A 16,771-nucleotide genomic window follows, 5' to 3' on the forward strand; every position below is an offset into this window, starting at 1 on the left:
CCAGCATACGCGCCACGACTAATGCTCCGACGCATTGCGACAAAACCGACCACGCCAGGGTCTCGCTCTCAAGTATCTGTGCCCAACGCTCCTGAAGCCTGCAAATCCACAGTTCGGCCTGCTCGCGCACCTGAACATCTGATCGGGCGATTTCTGCGCCCAGCGCCGGCAACGCGCAACCGGCCTCAGGCTGTTCTACGTGAGCCATGCTCAGATAGTGTTTGAGACAGCGCTCCAGTCGCTCACGATCCTGCGTGCCCTCGCCTCCCAGTCGCTCAAGGCTTTGCCCCAACTCTCGCTCGACGATGGCGGTGAACAACGCATCTTTCGACGAGAAGTGGCTGTAGAACGCCGCACCACTCAATCCGATAGCCTTCATCAAACCATCGACGCCCACCGTGGAAAACCCGGAGCGCTTTGCTGACAGCGCGCTGCTCTGCAGTAGCTTTTCCCGTGTTTCCAGCTTGTGACTGGCGGAGTAACGCATGTGTTTGCCCTCGAATCGACTGCCTTGACGTTGCCTGGATCCTAGCATAACGTTCGTTCACTTAACGATCGTTTAATAAAGGGACTCACCCATGAATAACAAGAAGGTCGTATTGGTTGTCGGCGCCGGCGATGCCACGGGCGGAGCGATTGCCAAGCGTTTTGCCAGAGAAGGATTCATCGCCTGCGTCACCCGGCGCAGCGCCGACAAACTGCAACCGCTGGTGGACGCGATCAAGGCTGAAGGCGGCGAAGCTCATGGTTTTGCCTGCGATGCGCGCAAGGAAGAAGACGTCATCGTCTTGATTGAAGACATCGAAACCCGACTCGGTCCGATCGAAGCCTTTGTGTTCAACATCGGCGCCAATGTGCCGTGCAGCATCCTCGAGGAAACCGCTCGCAAGTATTTCAAGATTTGGGAAATGGCCTGCTTCTCAGGTTTCCTCAATGCCCGTGAAGTGGCCAAACGCATGGTCACGCGCAAACGCGGCACTATACTGTTTACCGGTGCCACCGCCGGACTTCGCGGCGCCTCCGGGTTCGCCGCATTCGCCGGTGCCAAACACGGTATCCGCGCGCTGGCGCAAAGCATGGCGCGGGAACTGGGGCCGATGAACATCCACGTCGCCCATGTGGTGGTCGATGGTGCGATCGACACCGATTTCATTCGCAACAGTTTCCCCGAGAAGTACGCCACCAAAGATCAGGATGGCATTCTCAATCCCGAGCACATCGCCGAGAACTACTGGTATCTGCACAGTCAACCACGGGATGCCTGGACGTTCGAGCTGGATCTGCGCCCGTGGAACGAACGCTGGTAAGACCCCTGCCATAACAATAACGACAGAGACGCAAAAATGACTAAAACCGTGGAGTTCTATTTCGACCTCGGCAGCCCTGCCACCTATCTGGCCTTCACCCAACTGCCGAAGATTTGCGCCGAAACGAACAGTGAACTGATCTACATCCCGATGCTGCTGGGTGGCGTGTTCAAGGCAACCGGCAACGCATCGCCGGCGATGATTCCGGCGAAAGGTCGGTATATGTTTCAGGATCTGGATCGCTACGCGAAACGCTACGGGGTGCCGCTGACATTCAATCCGCATTTCCCGATCAACACACTGATGTTGATGCGTGCGGTCACTGGCATCCAGTTGCGGCAACCGGAACGCTTCCAGGCGTTTATCGATTGTCTGTTCACGGCGTTATGGGTTGAAGGACGTAGCCTCGACGAGCCTGCGACCGTCGCTGCCGTGCTGAGCGAACACGGTTTCGATCCGCTTGAAGTGCTGGCACTGACTAACGACGAGTCCGTCAAAGCCGTTCTCAAGGACAACACCGAAACCGCGGTTAAACGCGGTGTGTTCGGGGCACCCAGTATGTTTATCGGCAATCAGCTGTTCTTCGGCCAGGATCGGCTCGACTTTGTTGGGGAAGCCTTGCGCCAAGGCTAAGCGATCATTCAGGCGCTGAAAACAGCGCCTGAATTCCAACCGGTCAGATGGCAGCAGTACGAGTGTTCAACCATTCCAGCGCAGCACCCTCAAGCAATGGACTCAAGCGCTCACGCACTTGTGCGTGGTAGGCGTTGAACCACTGCTTCTCTTCCTCCGTCAGCAGCGCTGGCAGCAGGCAACGTGTGTCGATCGGGCACAGCGTCAAGGTTTCAAACTTGAGGAATTCACCGAATTCGCTGCTGCCCGCCTCGCGGTTCATCGCCAGGTTTTCGATACGCACGCCCCAACGACCCGGACGGTAAGTGCCCGGCTCGATCGAAGTGATCATTCCCGGCTGCATGGCCGTCTGCGGTGCCGGCGCTGCCTGATACGCAATCACCTGTGGACCTTCATGAACGTTGAGGAAATAGCCAACGCCGTGCCCCGTACCGTGACCGTAATCCACGCTGTCGGCCCAGATCGGCGCACGGGCAATGGCGTCCAGCAGCGGCGACAGAATGCCTTTCGGGAACTGCGCGCGCGACAGGGCAATCACGCCCTTCAACACGCGCGTGCAATCGCGCTTCTGCTCTTCGCTCGGCGTACCGACCGGCACCATCCGCGTGATGTCCGTGGTGCCGCCCAGGTATTGACCACCCGAGTCAATCAGCAGCAAGCCGTCACCCTCGATCACCGCATGCTCTTCTTCGGTGGCGTGGTAATGCGGCATGGCGCCGTTGGCGTTGAACGCGGCGATGGTGTTGAAACTCAGCGATACATAATCCGGACGACGTTGGCGGGCAGCGGTGAGTTTTTCGTCGATAGTCAGTTCGGTGATGCGTTCGCGGCCCCAGGCCGATTCCAGCCAGGCGAAAAACTCGCACAGCGCGGCACCGTCCTGCTCCATCGCTTGGCGGATGTGCTGAGCATCGGCTTCACTTTTCTGCGACTTGGCCAACGTAGTCGGGTTCAAGCCTTCGACCAGTTTCACGCCGCTGTCGAGGCTATCCAGCAAACCGCTGGTCACTCGCGCCGGGTCGACCAGCAGGCTCGCGCCACTCGGCACGGCACGCAGGGCATCGGCGACTTCGCTGTAATCACGCAACGTCACGCCGTCCGTCTCCAGCACCGCGCGCAAATCCGCGTCGACCTTGCTCAGTGCTACGAACAAAGTGGCCTGCTGCTGACCGATCAAGGCAAACGAAACAAACACCGGGTTGAACGACACATCGCCACCGCGCAGGTTGAACAGCCAGGCAATGTCGTCGAGGGTGGCGATGAAATGCCAGTCAGCCCCACGCTCTTGCAAGGTTTCGCGCAGCTTGGCGAGTTTCTCGCCACGGCTGACGGTCGCTTGCGGTGGCAGATGCTGATAGATCGGTGCATTCGGCAGGCTCGGGCGATCACTCCAGACTTCCTGCAGCAGATCGATATCGGTACGCAGGCGCGCACCGCGTGCTTCGAGCTTGCTGCTCAGGGTACGCGCCGACGCCACGGCCATCACCGCACCGTCAACCGCGACCACACCACCTTCCGGTGTCTGCTCGGCGAGCCAGTCCAGCGGGCTCGGCTGACCCGGTTGCAGTTTCACCAGTTCAATGCCACTGCCCTTGAGCTCCTTCGTCGCTTGCTCCCAATAACGGCTGTCGGCCCAGACGCCGGCGAAATCAGCGGTGACGATCAACGTCCCGACCGAACCATGGAAGCCCGACAACCACTGCCGGCCCTGCCAGTAACCCGGCAGATATTCCGACAAATGCGGGTCGGCGGACGGCACCAGCAGTGCGTGAATGCCTTCGCGGCGCATCAGTTCGCGAGTGTGCGCCAGGCGCTGGGGCACCGATCCTTCGGTCGAGGTCTGGGTACTCATCATGTCTCCTGCTAATCACTTCATCGTTATTGTTCGTAGCCGTGAGATCGGCTCGTTTAAAGCCCTGTCGCCCAGAATGCCGGAGCACTGGCGCAGGCGGTCTTGATCAGTTGAACAGCCTTGTCGATATCCTCGGCAGTGGTGAAACGGCCGAGGCTCAAGCGAATGGTGCGACCGGCCAGATGCGCGTCATGCCCCAGCGCCAACAGCACGTGGGACGGCGCGTTACTCGCCGAGTTGCAAGCCGAGGTCGCGGAAAAGGCGATCGAATGGCTCAATGCCGCACTGTTGAACTCGCCTTCACTGAAAGTCAGGCTCAAGGTGTGCGGAATGCGCTGAGTGGCGCAGCCGTTCAAGCGTACGCCCGGCAAACTCAGCAGTTGTTCGAGCAAGCGTTCGCGCAGCGCGACGATGGTCTTTTTCTCGGCATCGAACGCATCGGCGGCCAAGGCAAACGCGGCGCCCATGCCGGCAATCTGGTGCGTCGCCAAGGTTCCGGAGCGCAAACCACCTTCGTGACCGCCGCCGTGAATCTGCGCTTGCAATCGCTGCTGCGCCCGTGGGCCGACGTACAACGCGCCGATGCCTTTGGGGCCGTAAAGTTTGTGCGCCGAAAACGACATCAGATCCACCGGCCATTGCGCCAGATCGATGGCGACTTTGCCGGCGCCCTGGGCCGCATCAACATGGAACAACGCCTCACGACCACGCACAACGGCGCCAATCGCTTGAACATCGTTAACGGTGCCCAACTCGTTGTTGACCAGCATCAGCGACACCAGAAAGGTGTCGTCGCGCATGGCTTCACTGACCGCTTGCGGCGTGATCAGGCCATCGGCGTCCGGCACCAGATAGGTCACGGCGATTCCCGCGTCCTGCAATTGGCGGGCGGTATCGAGGATGGCTTTGTGTTCGATCTGACTGGTAATGATGTGGCCGCCGGACACACCTCGGGCCTGCGCCACGCCTTTGAGGGCGAGGTTATTGGACTCGGTGGCACCGGAGGTCCAGACAATCTGTTCGGCATTGGCGCCGACCAGTTCGGCGACTTGCCGGCGGGCCTGCTCGACCGTGTGCCGGGCCTGCTGGCCGTAAGCATGGGAGCTGGAAGCCGGGTTACCAAAGTTACCGTGAAACCCCAGACACTCGATCATCACCTGGATGACCCGCTCGTCAACCGGGGTGGTGGCGGCGTAATCGAAATACAACGGACGTGTGTTCATAAAAGACTCGCAGAGCGTGTTCCGGGATCAGGAGGCTCGTGTCTGCAAACGGTACGGCGCAGCCTTGTGAGCTGCGCGTCGGTTCGAGAGCGTCATCAATACCTGATCGGATGCCGTTAAAGAAGAACAACTTCATTTAAAAGTGCGTAGGAACGCTCCTGAAGTCGAGCTTAACAGGCATCCGGCCTGCGGTTGAAGCGATGCGTCAGCTAAAGCTTTCGAGAAGTAACGGGTACAGCGAAATCACCAACAGCGCCGCCATGCCCCAGTTGAACACGCGTAACCAGCGCGGATCCTTCAGCACATTGCGCAACAACGTACCGCAGGCCGCCCAGACGCCGACGCTGGGCAGGTTGATGATGGCGAACACTGCAGCAATCACCACGACATTGGTGAAATAGCCCTGCATCGGCGTGTAGGTGCTGATGGCCCCGATGGCCATGATCCACGCCTTGGGATTGACCCACTGAAACGCGGCGGCGCCGAGGTAGCTGATCGGCTTGGCCTCGCCTTCGGCACTGTCACCGACAGGTCCCGAGTGAGCGATTTTCCACGCCAGATACAACAGATATGCCGCGCCAACATAGCGCAGAACCGTGTAGAGAATCGGGTAAGTCTGAAACACCGCGCCGAGGCCAAAGCCCACGGCCACGACCAGAACGAAGAAGCCGCAAGTGATCCCGAGCATGTGCGGGATGGTGCGGTTAAAGCCGAAATTCACCCCCGATGCCAGCAACATGGTGTTGTTCGGCCCCGGCGTAATCGAGGTGACAAGGGCAAACAGGGCAAAGCCCAACAGCAGGTCAAGCGAGAGGTTCATGGCAGGCAATCCATCAGGGTCATTCAGGTGTTGACCCTATCCCACGTCGTCCGGCAAGCCCACGGACAGTTGGGTAAAACTTCGAGCAGTACAGTTTGCTTTCAGCTAGGACGCCCGTGCAGCTGTACGGCACGTTCGGCACTCATTTCAGCTTTTTTGTCGAACTGCGTCTGACCGAGCAATTGCGCTTTTTTCGCGTGGTATTCGTCGAAAGACAAGCCGCTGCGATTCAGTGCTTCCATCGCCAATTCGCGGGATTCTTCGTCGGTGTAAGGGCGCAACTCCGGCGAAACATGTCCGGCACAACCGGCGAGTACAGAGACAGCGAGCAACAGGGAAACAGTCAGTAAACGATTCATGGGAGCGTCCTGGCGAGCAATGGGGAGTCGATGAACAAAGGCTACGCCCGAGCACGCTCGCGCAGAAATCAACGCTCTCAATAGTGGCTATCAGGAAATTGACACGCGTCGACGCATATCTCTTAACGATCTATAAATATCGATTAACGTTCTTTTACGGAATAACAAACAGCCTTTATAACTTCACCCATGCGGTGAGCACTGTTGCTCCAGCAACTGTTGCTCAGCCAACACCGATTCAACAAAGCGCCCCGCTACTCACAGGGGCGAACACCACGCTAACGCTCAACGCCTTGTAAACCGGGGCTTCCAGGAATTGGTACAGCGCTTGCTCAGACCCGGTGACTTACTCACTGCTCGCTGAGCAACTGTTGAAAAAAGGAACTGATCATGTCGCGTCCCCTGAAAGTCGTCGCCCTCTCCGGCGGCACCTGGCGTCCGTCCCGTACCTTGGTGCTGACCCAGGCCCTGCTCGCCGAACTGGCCGGGCACCTGACCATCGAAAGCCATTTGATCGAACTCGGTGATATCGCCCGTCCGCTCGGCGGCGCGCTGTCGCGTCAGGAACTCGGTGCTGAGGTTGAAGCCGAGTTGCAGGCCATTGAACAGGCCGATCTGCTGATCGTTGCCGCGCCGGTGTATCGCGGTTCCTACCCGGGCCTGCTCAAGCATCTGTTCGACCTGATCGACCTCAACGCACTGATCGACACGCCGGTGCTGCTGGCCGCAACCGGCGGCAGCGAACGCCATGCGCTGGTCCTCGATCACCAGTTGCGGCCGCTGTTCAGCTTTTTCCAGGCCATGACCTTGCCGATCGGCGTGTACGCCACCGAAGCCGACTTCGCCGATTACCAGATCACCAGCGAACTGTTGAAGGCGCGCATCCGCCTGGCCGCCGAACGCGCGGCGCCGCTGTTCGCCACACAAATCAAACCCTTGCTGAAAATCGCCTGAGGAGCCGTTCATGGATGTTTTCTGGTTCCTGCCGACCCACGGTGATGGCCACTATCTGGGCACCACCCAAGGTGCGCGCCCGGTCACTCTCAATTATCTGAAACAAGTGGCGCAGGCGGCTGACAGCCTCGGCTACCACGGCGTGCTGATTCCCACCGGACGCTCCTGCGAAGACTCCTGGGTGATCGCTTCGGCGCTGGTGCCGTTGACCGAACGTCTGCGTTATCTGGTGGCGATCCGTCCGGGGATCATCTCGCCGACGGTGTCGGCGCGCATGGCGGCAACTCTGGATCGGTTATCCAACGGGCGCTTGTTGATCAACGTGGTGACCGGCGGCGATCCGGATGAAAACCGTGGCGACGGCAGTTTCCTCAGCCACGCCGAACGCTACGAAGTCACCGATGAATTCCTGAAGATCTGGCGCCGCGTGTTGCAAGGCGAAGCGGTGGATTTCGACGGCAAACACCTGAAGGTGCAGAACGCCAAAGCGCTGTATCCGCCGGTGCAGAAACCCTATCCGCCGCTGTACTTTGGTGGTTCCTCCGATGCCGCGCATGATCTGGCCGCCGAACAGGTCGATGTCTATCTGACCTGGGGCGAACCACCGGCCGCTGTCGCGGAAAAACTCGCCGACGTACGCGAACGCGCCGCGCGACATGGACGCAAGGTCAAGTTCGGCATCCGCCTGCATGTGATCGTGCGCGAGACCGCCGAAGAGGCCTGGAAAGCCGCGGACAAACTGATCGAACACATCAGCGACGAGACCATTGAGGCGGCACAGAAATCCTTTTCGCGTTTCGACTCCGAAGGTCAGCGGCGCATGGCGGCGTTGCATGATGGCCGTCGCGATAACCTCGAAATCGCCCCGAACCTGTGGGCCGGTGTCGGTCTGGTGCGCGGCGGTGCCGGTACGGCGCTGGTTGGCGATCCGCAGCAAGTGGCGGCGCGGATCAAGGAATACGCGGATCTGGGCATCGAGAGTTTCATCTTCTCCGGTTATCCGCATCTGGAAGAGGCTTACCGCTTTGCCGAGCTGGTGTTCCCGTTGCTGCCTGAGCCTTACGCGAGTCTGGCCGGGCGTGGCGTGACCAATCTGACCGGGCCGTTTGGCGAAATGATTGCCAATGATGTGCTGCCCACAAAAGCCTCGGCATAAACAAATCCCCTGTAGGAGCTGCCGCAGGCTGCGATCTTTTGATCTGGTGTTTAAAAATCAACGTCAAAAGATCGCAGCCTGCGGCAGCTCCTACACCGGCTGAGTGAATTCAGGAGTGTTGGTGTGACCGCCAAACCGCAAAGTACTTTGTTATCCCCGCTGCAGACCGCCCGCCAACTGGCGGCCGAATTTGCCCTGACTGCCGTTGAGCGTGATGAACGTGGCGGCACGCCGAAAGTCGAGCGTGATGCCCTGCGCGACAGCGGCCTGCTGGCCCTGAGTATTCCCACTCGCTACGGCGGCCTCGGCGCGAGCTGGAGCGAAACCCTGCAAGTCGTCCGTGAGTTCGCCAAAGTCGACAGCTCGATCGCCCACGTCTTCGGCTTTCATCACTTGATGCTCGCCACCGTGCGCCTGTTCTCCCGGCCGGAACAATGGCAGCCGTGGTTCGAACAGACCGCACGGCAGAACTGGTTCTGGGGCAATGCGCTCAACCCGCTCGACACCCGCACCGTGGTCAAGGATCTCGGCGGCTGGCGCGAATTTTCCGGGAAGAAAAGCTTCTGTTCCGGCGCCAGCGACTCACAGATGCTGATCGCCTCGGCCGTCGATGAAAGCGCCGGCGGCAAGTTGCTGATCGCGGCGATTCCCAGCGGCCGCAGTGGCATCACCCTGCACAACGACTGGAACAACATCGGCCAGCGTCAGACCGACAGTGGCAGCGCGACGTTTGAACGGGTGCGCGTCGAAGAGTCGGAGCTACTCCTCGATCCCGGTCCGTTGAGCACGCCGTTCGCTTGTTTACGGCCATTGATCGCACAGCTGACCTTCACACACATGTTTCTCGGGATTGCCGAAGGCGCCTTTGAAGAAGCGCGGCAATACACCCTCAGCGAAACCCGGCTCTGGCATAAATCCTCGGCGCGCGATGTGCGTGAAGATCCATACGTACTCGCGCATTACGGCGAGTTCTGGGTAGCGCTGGAAGGCATTCGTCTGCTGGTCGAACGCGCGGCCGCATTGCTCGATGAGGCCTGGGCCAAGGGTGCGAGTCTCAGCGCCGAAGAGCGCGGTCATGTCGCCACCGCGATTGCCACGGCAAAAGTCGCCGCCAGCCGCCAGGGTCTGGATATTTGCAGTCGTCTGTTCGAAGTGACCGGCGCGCGCTCAACCCACGCGTCCCTGCGCCTCGACCGCCACTGGCGCAACCTGCGCACGCAAACCCTGCACGACCCGCTGGACTACAAACTCCATGAGCTGGGCGACTGGGCGCTGAACCAGTCGCTGCCGGTGCCGACTTTCTATTCCTGACCTGCCTGCATTTGAACTAAAAAGAAGGACGAGCCCATGCAACTGCTGACCCTACCGCCCTCCCCCGCGCTCGCCACCTCGATCCGCGCCACCGCGCAGGTGTTCGAAGACCCGAAGTCCCAGGCCCTGCTTGCGCATTTGCAACAGGTCGCGCCGAGTGAAGCCAGTGTGCTGATCATCGGTGAGACCGGCACCGGCAAAGAGCTGGTGGCGCGGCATATTCATAACCTCAGCAACCGTCGCCACCGGCCGTTTATCGCGGTCAATTGCGGGGCGTTTTCCGAATCGCTGGTGGAGGCAGAATTATTCGGTCATGAAAAAGGCGCGTTCACCGGTGCGCTGAGTGCCAAGGCCGGATGGTTCGAGGAAGCGGACGGCGGCACCTTGTTTCTCGATGAGATCGGCGATCTGCCGATGGCGATTCAGGTGAAGTTGCTGCGGGTTTTGCAGGAGCGCGAAGTGGTGCGGCTTGGCTCACGCAAAAGCATTCCCATCGATGTGCGGGTGCTGGCAGCGACCAACGTGCAGCTGGAGAAGGCCATCAATGCCGGCCATTTCCGCGAGGATCTGTATTACCGCCTTAATGTGGTCAATCTGGAATTGAGCCCGTTGCGTGAGCGTCCCGGCGATATCCTCCCGCTCACGCGCCATTTCATCGAGGCCTACAGTCAGCGCCTCGGTTACGGGCGGGTCAGCATCAGCCCGGGCGCCGAACACAAACTGCGTGCTTACAGTTGGCCGGGCAACATCCGCGAACTGGAAAACGTCATCCACCACACGTTGTTGATCTGCCGCAATGGCGTGATCGAACGCGATGATTTGCGCCTGTCGAATCTGCGCATCGATCGCCCGGACGATCATCACAGCAGTGCCGACGATTCACCGGAGGCGTTGCTGGAACAGGCCTTTCAAAAACTGTTCGCGCAACAGGCCGGCGCTTTGCACGAGAAAGTCGAAGACGCCTTGCTGCGCGCAGCGTATCGCTTTTGCCATTACAACCAGGTGCACACCGCAGCATTGCTCGGTCTGAGCCGCAACGTCACGCGTACGCGACTGATCAAGATCGGTGAACTGGCGGTGAACAAGCGGCGACTCACGGAAAATCTGCAAGGCGAGCGCTTGATCCAGTTGTCGATCTAGCCGATCAGGTTGCAGTGCAGCGCATCGTCGTGGCTGCGGGCGATGCTGCTCAGCACCTGGAACGAATTGAAGGTGATGGTTTTCGCCTGATGGGTATGGATCAGTTGCCAGAAATCCTGCTCGCCACTCTCAAAGCTGCGAAACGCTGCCTCACCCGCCTCGCGGGACTGCCATTGGAGAAAACTCAACACACGCCGGCCGTCATCGCTGGCCTGCACACTGGCGCTGACAAAACCGTCATAGCGCTGAGCCAGACGTTCGGTTTGCCTCGATAGTGCGGTCACCAGCGCAGGTTGTTGGCGTGGTTCGATTTCAAATTCGATCAATTGGGTGAAACTGCGGTTGTTCATGGAATGCCCCCACTCAGCGTAAGACGAGCCTTGCGACTCGAAGACCTGCAGGGTAAAACCTCTAGTTAAGTCAAGGTCAAGAGCTGTCTGCAGATGATCAGCAAAGAAAATGTGCACAAGCAGTTAACAGTCGGTGAAGTCGCCGCACGCAGTGGCGTGGCCGTCACCGCCCTGCACTTTTATGAATCCAAAGGCTTGATCAAGAGCCAACGCAATGCCGGCAATCAGCGGCGCTATCCGCGCGAAGTACTGCGCCGGGTGGCGTTGATCAAAGTCGCGCAGCGGCTGGGGATTCCGCTGGCAGAGATTGGCGAAGCGCTGAAAACTCTCCCGGACGATCGCGCACCCAGCGCGGCAGACTGGAAAATCCTCTCGCAGCAATGGCGCCGGGAACTGGATCAGCGGATCGAGCAATTGACCCTACTGCGCGATCGGCTCAATGGCTGCATCGGTTGCGGGTGTTTGTCGATGGAGGCCTGCCCGCTGCGTAATCAGGGCGATGTGCTGGGTGAACAGGGACCGGGGCCGCACTTTCCCGAAGACTGACGCTCGTCGGGCAAAAATTTGCACGGCGAAGACGGTTCTATAGTGAATCTTCCACAAATCCGGTGGAGCCACATTCATAGAACAAAAATCAGGGAGAACGTCATGAGCGTCAAACCCATTCCCGAGGGCTATCACAGCATTACCCCGTATCTCGGCATCCACAAAGCCGCCGAGGCCATCGATTTTTATAAAAAAGCCTTCGGTGCCACCGAAGTCATGCGCCTGGCCATGCCCGACGGCGGCATCGGCCACGCCGAACTGCGCATTGGCGACAGCGCGATCATGCTCGGTTCGCCGTGCGATCAGGGGCCGCTGAGCATTCCTGATAAAGCCGTGTCAGTTGGTTTGCATCTGTATGTGACCGATGTCGACAAATCATTTCAACGAGCGCTGGATGCCGGCGCGACGACGGTGTCCGAGGTCAAGGATCAGTTTTACGGTGATCGCAGCGGAACATTGAAGGATCCGTATGGGCATCTGTGGTTTCTCGCCTCGCGCAAGGAGGATCTGACTGAAGAGCAGATCAAGCAGCGGGCGATGGAGATGTTTAGCCAAGGCTGATTTTTTCTGTGTGTTCAATGGCCTCATCGCGGGCAAGCCCGCTCCCACAGGGTTTTGTGGTTGGACATAGATCGCGACCACACCAAAGATCCCTGTGGGAGCGGGCTTGCCCGCGATGGGGCCGGAACGGCCAGCACCCATCACACTTCATGAACCGGCCCACCACGCTTTGCCCCTTGCCGCGAACGCCGGACAATTTCAGGATGCAGCCAACAAGAACCCTGAAACAGGATCAGCCCGATGTTTGCCGGATTCCGCAAAGACCAGCGCCACGTCAACGGCGTCGACATCGCCTACCGCCTCGGCGGCAACGGCCCCGGCCTGTTGCTGTTGCACGGGCACCCGCAGACCCACGTGATCTGGCACAAGATTGCCGAACAACTGGCCGCACACTTCAGCGTGGTCGCCGCCGACCTGCGCGGTTACGGTGACAGCAGCCGCCCGGCTGCGGATGAGTTGCACATTAATTATTCGAAACGCGAAATGGCCTGCGACAATGTCGAGCTGATGCAGTCGCTGGGCTTCGAGCAGTTTTCGATCCTCGCTCACGACCGTGGCGCGCGGGTCGCCCATCGCCTGGCGCTCGATCACCCCGCCGCCGTGCAACGGATGATGCTGCTGGACATCGCACCGACTCTGTCGATGTACGCGCAAACCAACGAAGCCTTTGCCCGCGCCTACTGGCACTGGTTCTTCCTGATCCGCCCGGCGCCACTGCCGGAAACCTTGCTCGAAGCCGATCCCGAAAGCTATCTGCGCAGCGTGATGGGCAGTCGCAGCGCCGGGCTCAAGCCGTTTACCGATGAAGCCTTCGGCGAATACCTGCGCTGCCTGCGACAACCGGGCAGCGCCCGCGGTATCTGCGAAGACTATCGCGCCAGCGCCGGCATCGATCTTGAGCACGACCGCGCCGACATCGCCGCCGGGAATCATCTGAGTCTGCCACTGCGCGTGTTGTGGGGCGCCGAGGGCACGGTCGGGCGCTGCTTCGAGCCGCTCAAGGAATGGCAGCAAGTGGCGACCAACGTCAGCGGTCAGGCATTGCCCGCCGGCCACTACATTGCCGAAGAAGTCCCCGAACTGTTGCTCGCCGAAGCACTGGCCTTTTTGCGCTGAGCCGAGCCGCCGGATCTCGGTGCTATGCTGGCGGCTTCTGCCGCCAGTGTTCGTTTTGACATGTCCCAGAAGAAAGACACCGTGCCCCTGCCCGAAGACCTGCGCGTGCTGCTCACCGTGATCCGCAAGAACGGCTTTGCCGCCGCGGCCGATGAACTTGGCCTGTCACCGGCCTACGTCAGCAAACGCATCCAGATTCTCGAAACCACCCTCGGCACGCGCCTGCTGCACCGCACCAGCCGGCGCGTCTCGCTGACCGAGGATGGTGAACGCGTGCAACGTTGGGCGTTGCGCATTCTCGATGATTTCCAGCAACTGCACGACGAATTGTCCGACGCCCACGACAGCCCGCGTGGGCGTTTGCACATTTGCAGCAGTTTCGGTTTCGGTCGCAATCACGTAGCCCCAGCGGTGTCGTTGCTGGCGGAACGTTATCCCGAACTGGAAATTCGCCTCGACCTGTTTGACCGGGTGGTGGACATCATCAATGAAGGCTTCGACCTGGAGATCCGCGTCGGCGACGACATTCCCGGTCAGCACATTGGTCGGCGCCTGGTCAGCAATCGGCGCGTACTGTGTGCCGCCCCCGGTTATCTGCAGCGTCGCGGCACCCCGCAGACGCTGGACGAACTGCAACAGCACGATTGCCTGGTGATCAAGGAGCGCGACAACGCCTTCGGTATCTGGAACCTGGACCGTGATGGCGGGCAAGAGAGCGTGCGAGTCAGCGGGCCCTTGTCGTCAAACAACGGCGAGATCGTTTTGCAGTGGGCGCTGGATGGGCGCGGGGTGTTGTTGCGCTCGTTGTGGGATGTGAAGCCGCTGCTGGAGCAAGGACGCCTGGTGCAGGTGCTGGAGGATTGCAGCCAGAGTGCCAATGTCTGGGCGGTGTACCCGACGCGGCTCGCGCATTCGGGGAAGTTGCGCGCGTGCGTGGAGTTTTTGCAGGCGCATTTCAAAGGATTGTCGCTGTAGCCCAGACACCCAGGCACCACAAAGTCCTGTGGAAGCTGGCTTGCCAGCGATAGGGCCAGCATATCCAACACCTGTGCCGGCTGAACTGACGCCATCGCTGGCAAGCCAGCTCCCACAGGGTATGCGTTCAGCCTAACCAAGGGTTGTTGGCCAGGTGCTCGCGTTCGAAATCTTTGATCTGTTCGCGGCGTTGCAGGGTGCTGCCGATGGCGTCCAGCCCCAAGAGCAATGCGGTTTTACGCAAAGTATCGATCTGGAACTCGAGCACGCTGCCATCCGCCAGGCCAATCTGCTGCGCCTCCAGATCGATGCTGATCCGCGCCGTTTCAGCCTGACCTACAAGCCGTCCGATGCGTTGCACCTGCGCCTCTTCCAGCGTGATCAACAACACCCCGTTACGCTGGCAATTGTCGTAGAAGATCCCGGCGAAACTGCTGCCGATCAACGCGCGAATGCCCATCTGCTGCAAGCCCCAGACCGCATGTTCACGGCTGGAACCGCAGCCGAAATTCGGCCCGACCAGCAGAAAACTCGCCCCGTGCCACGGCGCTTTGTTCAACACAAAATCGGGGTCGGGACTGCCATCGCGCAGAAACCGCAGATCGAAAAACAGCCCGCGATCGAGTCCCTGGCGATCAATGCCTTTGAGGAACTGCTTGGGCATGATCACGTCCGTGTCGACATTGGCCGCCAGTAACGGCGCGGCCTGACAGCTGACGCAGGTGAAGGGTTGCAGGCTCATGGACGTTCTCCAAAGTGGCGAATATCGGTGAGTCGACCGCTGATCGCAGCGGCGGCGACCATCGCCGGGCTCATCAAATGAGTGCGCGCGCCGGCACCCTGACGGCCCTCGAAATTGCGGTTGGTGCTGGACGCACAGCGGTCGCCGGGCGCCAGTACGTCGTCGTTCATCGCCAGACACATTGAGCAGCCCGACTGGCGCCATTCGAACCCGGCGTCGATAAAGATCTGCGCCAGCCCTTCGGCCTCGGCCTGCGCGCGAACTTCGCTGGACCCGGGGACGATCATCGCCCGTACATGCCCGGCCACTTGCTGACCACGCACGACGCTGGCGGCATCGCGCAGGTCTTCGATCCGCGCATTGGTGCACGAACCGATAAAGGCGTGGCTGATGACGATATCGCTGAGCGCCATGCCCGCTTCGAGGCCCATGTAGTTGAGGGCGCGGCGCATGTCCTGACGCAGGATCGGGTCGCTGATCGCTTGCGGATCTGGTACCCGCGCACCGATTGCAGCGGCCTGATCGGGGCTGGTGCCCCAAGTGACCATCGGTTCCAGAATGCTGGCATCGAGGTGAATCTCGCGGTCAAACAGCGCTCCGGGATCACTGCGCAGTTCGCGCCACTTCTCCACGCCCCGTTCCCACAGCTCAGCTTGCGGCGCGCGCGGCTTGCCCTTGAGATAGGCGAAGACCTTGTCATCCGGCGCCATGAACGCCCCGCGCGCGCCGGCCTCGACGGCCATGTTGCAGATGGTCATGCGCGCTTCAACGCTGAGGGCATCGATGGTCGAGCCGCAGAACTCGATCGCGTAACCGCTGGCCCCGGAAGCACCGATGCGGCCGATCAGGGCCATGATCACGTCTTTCGACGTCAGGCCCGCTGCCAGGTCGCCGTCGACGGTCACGCGCAGGCTTTTCAGGCGTTTGTAGACCAGGGTCTGCGAGGCCAGCAGGTGTTCGATCTCCGATGTGCCGATGCCAAAACCGAAGGCGCCGAGCGCGCCATAGGTGGTGGTGTGGCTATCGCCAGCGGCAATGACCATGCCGGGCAGAATAAAGCCCTGCTCGGGAGCGATCACGTGCTCGATGCCCTGACGTTTGTCGAGGATGTCCAGCAACTCGATGCCGAAGTCCCGGCAGTTCTCCGCCAGATACGACACTTGCCGCGCGCCGCCCGCATCAGGCATTGCCGCGATGCGCACAGGCGTGGTCGGGTTGACGTGATCGACCACCGCCAGCGCCGTGCCCGGCCGCCAGACCTCGCGCCCGGCCGCGCGCAAACCGCTGAACGCCTGCGGGCTGGTGTATTCGTTGATCACCTGACGATCGATATACAGCAGGACATGGCCCTGATCGTCGAGGCGGCACACCGTGTGCGAATCGATGTGTTTGTCGTAGAGGGTTCTGGCGGTCATCAAGGCGCTCACTCAGGGAAATCGGGTGATTCCCATCATAGGGAGCGTGGGTCGGCCATCAATTGGCAGAGAGTGATGGCGTAAATCATGAATCGTGTTTGATCGGCCGGACCGCAAAATCCAGTAGGAGCTGTCGAGTGCAACGAGGCTGCGATCTTTTGATCTTGTTTTTAAAGATCAAGATCAAAAGATCGCAGCGTGCCGCAGCTCCTACAGTTGAATCTCTCACACCCTGCGAACTGGGAAACATTTGCTTTCATATCACCTTTCGGGATTTACCTCGCTCATCCGTCCTATAGAGATGCAGGCCG

The 16,771-nt window shown here is 60.2% G+C and carries 18 protein-coding genes (1 of these 18 cut by a window edge); 10 read left to right on the forward strand and 8 right to left on the reverse strand.

Features of this window, described 5'->3' with window-relative positions:
• A protein-coding gene (locus RMV17_RS20365) for a TetR/AcrR family transcriptional regulator (protein WP_311882080.1) crosses the window boundary here: on the reverse strand, window positions 1-487 show its 5' portion. The gene continues 77 nt to the left of window position 1, outside the view; only the first 487 of its 564 coding nucleotides appear in the window; it begins with the start codon at window positions 485-487; its stop codon lies beyond the left edge, outside the window.
• Between the two features lie 91 nt (window positions 488-578).
• Between RMV17_RS20365 and RMV17_RS20370 the strand changes: the two genes are divergently transcribed.
• The gene (locus RMV17_RS20370; RefSeq protein ID WP_311882082.1) at window positions 579-1,307 is read left to right on the forward strand and encodes an SDR family oxidoreductase; all 729 of its coding nucleotides are present in this window, start codon (window positions 579-581) and stop codon (window positions 1,305-1,307) included.
• 36 nt (window positions 1,308-1,343) lie between these two features.
• Window positions 1,344-1,940 carry a 2-hydroxychromene-2-carboxylate isomerase gene (locus RMV17_RS20375; protein ID WP_311882084.1) on the forward strand — a complete coding sequence of 199 codons (597 nt, stop codon included), beginning with the start codon at window positions 1,344-1,346 and terminating at the stop codon, window positions 1,938-1,940.
• A 43-nt stretch (window positions 1,941-1,983) separates the two neighbouring features.
• Here RMV17_RS20375 and RMV17_RS20380 read toward each other — a convergent pair whose 3' ends face one another.
• From RMV17_RS20380 to RMV17_RS20395, 4 genes are all read right to left on the reverse strand, one after another.
• A complete protein-coding gene (locus RMV17_RS20380; RefSeq protein ID WP_311882086.1) occupies window positions 1,984-3,792 on the reverse strand; it encodes an aminopeptidase P family protein in 1,809 nt (602 codons plus the stop codon).
• Window positions 3,793-3,848: 56 nt separating this feature from the next.
• Entirely contained in the window at window positions 3,849-5,015 is a 1,167-nt protein-coding gene (locus RMV17_RS20385) for an aminotransferase class V-fold PLP-dependent enzyme (protein ID WP_311882088.1), read from the reverse strand.
• Window positions 5,016-5,220: 205 nt separating this feature from the next.
• A complete protein-coding gene (locus RMV17_RS20390) occupies window positions 5,221-5,835 on the reverse strand; it encodes a LysE family translocator (protein WP_034155169.1) in 615 nt (204 codons plus the stop codon).
• 101 nt (window positions 5,836-5,936) lie between these two features.
• Complete coding sequence (locus tag RMV17_RS20395; protein WP_007917547.1) at window positions 5,937-6,194, reverse strand: hypothetical protein; 258 nt, start codon at window positions 6,192-6,194, stop codon at window positions 5,937-5,939.
• A gap of 390 nt (window positions 6,195-6,584) precedes the next feature.
• On the opposite strand from RMV17_RS20395, the gene msuE reads away from it, so the two are divergent.
• From msuE to RMV17_RS20415, 4 genes are all read left to right on the forward strand, one after another.
• On the forward strand, window positions 6,585-7,148 hold the full coding sequence (msuE, locus tag RMV17_RS20400; RefSeq protein ID WP_311882092.1) for an FMN reductase: 564 nt from the start codon (window positions 6,585-6,587) through the stop codon (window positions 7,146-7,148).
• Window positions 7,149-7,158: 10 nt separating this feature from the next.
• Window positions 7,159-8,304: an FMNH2-dependent alkanesulfonate monooxygenase gene (ssuD, locus tag RMV17_RS20405; protein ID WP_007949711.1), complete on the forward strand. Its 1,146-nt coding sequence runs from the start codon at window positions 7,159-7,161 to the stop codon at window positions 8,302-8,304.
• 123 nt (window positions 8,305-8,427) lie between these two features.
• Entirely contained in the window at window positions 8,428-9,615 is a 1,188-nt protein-coding gene (locus RMV17_RS20410) for an acyl-CoA dehydrogenase family protein (protein ID WP_311882095.1), read from the forward strand.
• Window positions 9,616-9,651: 36 nt separating this feature from the next.
• A complete protein-coding gene (locus RMV17_RS20415) occupies window positions 9,652-10,755 on the forward strand; it encodes a sigma-54 interaction domain-containing protein (RefSeq protein WP_108225896.1) in 1,104 nt (367 codons plus the stop codon).
• On the opposite strand, the gene RMV17_RS20420 is transcribed toward RMV17_RS20415, so the two are convergent.
• A complete protein-coding gene (locus tag RMV17_RS20420) occupies window positions 10,752-11,105 on the reverse strand; it encodes an antibiotic biosynthesis monooxygenase (RefSeq protein WP_311882100.1) in 354 nt (117 codons plus the stop codon). The two genes, RMV17_RS20415 and RMV17_RS20420, sit on opposite strands and share 4 nt — an antisense overlap.
• A 93-nt stretch (window positions 11,106-11,198) precedes the next feature.
• Between RMV17_RS20420 and soxR the strand changes: the two genes are divergently transcribed.
• The 4 genes from soxR (at window position 11,199) to RMV17_RS20440 (ending at window position 14,303) form a co-directional block, all read left to right on the forward strand.
• Window positions 11,199-11,651, forward strand: coding sequence for a redox-sensitive transcriptional activator SoxR (gene soxR / locus RMV17_RS20425; RefSeq protein WP_034155174.1), 453 nt, complete (start codon window positions 11,199-11,201; stop codon window positions 11,649-11,651).
• Window positions 11,652-11,753: 102 nt separating this feature from the next.
• Window positions 11,754-12,212 carry a VOC family protein gene (locus RMV17_RS20430; protein ID WP_311882103.1) on the forward strand — a complete coding sequence of 153 codons (459 nt, stop codon included), beginning with the start codon at window positions 11,754-11,756 and terminating at the stop codon, window positions 12,210-12,212.
• Between the two features lie 240 nt (window positions 12,213-12,452).
• Window positions 12,453-13,328, forward strand: coding sequence for an alpha/beta fold hydrolase (locus RMV17_RS20435; RefSeq protein WP_311882105.1), 876 nt, complete (start codon window positions 12,453-12,455; stop codon window positions 13,326-13,328).
• A 24-nt stretch (window positions 13,329-13,352) separates the two neighbouring features.
• Complete coding sequence (locus RMV17_RS20440) at window positions 13,353-14,303, forward strand: LysR substrate-binding domain-containing protein (RefSeq protein ID WP_311882107.1); 951 nt, start codon at window positions 13,353-13,355, stop codon at window positions 14,301-14,303.
• Window positions 14,304-14,430: 127 nt separating this feature from the next.
• On the opposite strand, the gene leuD is transcribed toward RMV17_RS20440, so the two are convergent.
• Together leuD and leuC are read right to left on the reverse strand one after the other, a co-directional pair.
• Window positions 14,431-15,045, reverse strand: coding sequence for a 3-isopropylmalate dehydratase small subunit (leuD, locus tag RMV17_RS20445; protein WP_311882109.1), 615 nt, complete (start codon window positions 15,043-15,045; stop codon window positions 14,431-14,433).
• A complete protein-coding gene (gene leuC / locus RMV17_RS20450) occupies window positions 15,042-16,460 on the reverse strand; it encodes a 3-isopropylmalate dehydratase large subunit (RefSeq protein WP_311882110.1) in 1,419 nt (472 codons plus the stop codon). The genes leuD and leuC overlap by 4 nt, the downstream gene beginning before the upstream one ends.
• Between the last annotated feature and the right edge of the window lie 311 nt (window positions 16,461-16,771).

The organism is Pseudomonas sp. VD-NE ins (assembly GCF_031882575.1).
Lineage (GTDB): Bacteria > Pseudomonadota > Gammaproteobacteria > Pseudomonadales > Pseudomonadaceae > Aquipseudomonas > Aquipseudomonas fluorescens_BZ.

What these genes read in the sequence shown, in the direction of transcription:
- RMV17_RS20370 (WP_311882082.1), top strand. Translation starts at nt 579, where the DNA reads ATGAATAACAAGAAGGTCGTATTGGTTGTCGGCGCCGGCGATGCCACG.
- RMV17_RS20375 (WP_311882084.1), top strand. Translation starts at nt 1,344, where the DNA reads ATGACTAAAACCGTGGAGTTCTATTTCGACCTCGGCAGCCCTGCCACC.
- RMV17_RS20380 (WP_311882086.1), bottom strand. Translation starts at nt 3,792, where the DNA reads ATGAGTACCCAGACCTCGACCGAAGGATCGGTGCCCCAGCGCCTGGCG.
- RMV17_RS20385 (WP_311882088.1), bottom strand. Translation starts at nt 5,015, where the DNA reads ATGAACACACGTCCGTTGTATTTCGATTACGCCGCCACCACCCCGGTT.
- RMV17_RS20390 (WP_034155169.1), bottom strand. Translation starts at nt 5,835, where the DNA reads ATGAACCTCTCGCTTGACCTGCTGTTGGGCTTTGCCCTGTTTGCCCTT.
- RMV17_RS20395 (WP_007917547.1), bottom strand. Translation starts at nt 6,194, where the DNA reads ATGAATCGTTTACTGACTGTTTCCCTGTTGCTCGCTGTCTCTGTACTC.
- msuE (WP_311882092.1), top strand. Translation starts at nt 6,585, where the DNA reads ATGTCGCGTCCCCTGAAAGTCGTCGCCCTCTCCGGCGGCACCTGGCGT.
- ssuD (WP_007949711.1), top strand. Translation starts at nt 7,159, where the DNA reads ATGGATGTTTTCTGGTTCCTGCCGACCCACGGTGATGGCCACTATCTG.
- RMV17_RS20415 (WP_108225896.1), top strand. Translation starts at nt 9,652, where the DNA reads ATGCAACTGCTGACCCTACCGCCCTCCCCCGCGCTCGCCACCTCGATC.
- RMV17_RS20420 (WP_311882100.1), bottom strand. Translation starts at nt 11,105, where the DNA reads ATGAACAACCGCAGTTTCACCCAATTGATCGAATTTGAAATCGAACCA.
- soxR (WP_034155174.1), top strand. Translation starts at nt 11,199, where the DNA reads ATGATCAGCAAAGAAAATGTGCACAAGCAGTTAACAGTCGGTGAAGTC.
- RMV17_RS20430 (WP_311882103.1), top strand. Translation starts at nt 11,754, where the DNA reads ATGAGCGTCAAACCCATTCCCGAGGGCTATCACAGCATTACCCCGTAT.
- RMV17_RS20435 (WP_311882105.1), top strand. Translation starts at nt 12,453, where the DNA reads ATGTTTGCCGGATTCCGCAAAGACCAGCGCCACGTCAACGGCGTCGAC.
- RMV17_RS20440 (WP_311882107.1), top strand. Translation starts at nt 13,353, where the DNA reads ATGCTGGCGGCTTCTGCCGCCAGTGTTCGTTTTGACATGTCCCAGAAG.
- leuD (WP_311882109.1), bottom strand. Translation starts at nt 15,045, where the DNA reads ATGAGCCTGCAACCCTTCACCTGCGTCAGCTGTCAGGCCGCGCCGTTA.
- leuC (WP_311882110.1), bottom strand. Translation starts at nt 16,460, where the DNA reads ATGACCGCCAGAACCCTCTACGACAAACACATCGATTCGCACACGGTG.